Annotated in this window: 1 protein-coding gene; it reads left to right on the forward strand. The window is 78.6% G+C overall.

The genetic code is table 11. The features are described 5' to 3' along the window. A partial coding sequence (locus tag AB0I76_RS30060) for a KR domain-containing protein (protein WP_357042554.1) occupies positions 1-1316 on the forward strand: 1316 nt, incomplete at both ends.

Here is a 1316-nt window from a genome sequence, read left to right on the forward strand (position 1 = left end):
GTCGACGTCGCCGAGGTGTACGCCCGGCTGGACGCGGCGGGCTACCGGCACGGGCCTGCGCTGCGCTGCCTGCGCGAGGCCTGGCGGCAGGACGACGCGCTCCTCGTCGAAGTCGCCCTCCACGAGGCAGAGCGGGCGGATGCTGCGCGGCACGCGCTGCACCCGGCGTTGCTGGAGGCGGTCCTGCACCCGCTGCTGGCCGACCTGTCGGACGAGCGACCCGCGGGGACGCCAACGGTCACCGGCTGGTCCGACGTGCGGCTGCTCGCCGCCGGCGCCACCGTGCTCCGGGTGCTGCTGCGACCGGCCGGGGACGGCCGGTTCACCCTCGCCGGCTACGACCCGGCCGGTCAGCCGGTGCTCACCGCCGCGCTCGCCACCGGGTTGCTGCCGGTCGATCGGTTGGCCACCACCGGGCCGGCGCCGGAGCTGTACACCCTCTCCTGGGAGCAGCGGCCGGTGCCCGGGGCGTCCGAGGGGCCCGATGCCGCCAGCGTCTGGTCGTACCGGACGCCGGAGGCGGAGCTGACCGACCCGGTGGAGGCTGCCGGCCGGGCGGTGGAGCTGCTCGGGGCGGCGGTCGGTGATCCGGCCGGGCCGCCCGTGGTCGTGTTGACCCGGCACGCCGTGGCGGCCCTGCCCGGCGAGGACCCGCGCGACCTGCCCGCGGCGGCCGTGTGGGGGGCCACGGGCGCGGTGCAGGCGGCCGAGCCCGGCCGGATCGTCCTGGTCGACACCGACGGGCATCCGGAGAGCGAGGCGCTACTGGACCGGGCGGTGGCCGCCGCCATGGCGGCCGGCGAACCCCGGCTCGCCCTGCGCACCGGCACGATGCTCGTGCCCCGACTGATCCGCGCGGCCGTCGACACCGTGGATCCCGTCGGCTTCGCCGCGACCGGGACGGTCCTGGTGACCGGCGGCGCGGCGGCCGTCGCGGCGGCGCGGGACCTGGTCACCCGGCACGGGGTACGGCACCTGCTGCTGGCCGGCACCGTGGACGCGGCCCCGGCGGTCGGCGAGCTGACCCGGCTCGGCGCCGAGGTCACCGTCAGGGATTGCGACACCACCGACCCGGGCGCCCTGGCCGACCTGCTCGCCACGGTGGACCCGGCCCGCCCGCTCACCGCTGTGCTGCACGCCGGGGGCGACCCGGCGACCGGGTGGGCGCTGCACGAGGCGACCCGCCGGCTTGACCCGGCGGCGTTCGTCCTGCTCTCGGACGTGGCCGGCACGCTCGGCACGGCCGGGGAGCGCACCCGGGGCGGCGACGCGGCGTTCCTCGACGCGCTGGCCCGACACCGGCGGGCGTACGGGCT

The sequence above is a fragment of the Micromonospora sp. NPDC049799 genome (genome assembly GCF_040656655.1).
Lineage (GTDB): Bacteria > Actinomycetota > Actinomycetes > Mycobacteriales > Micromonosporaceae > Micromonospora.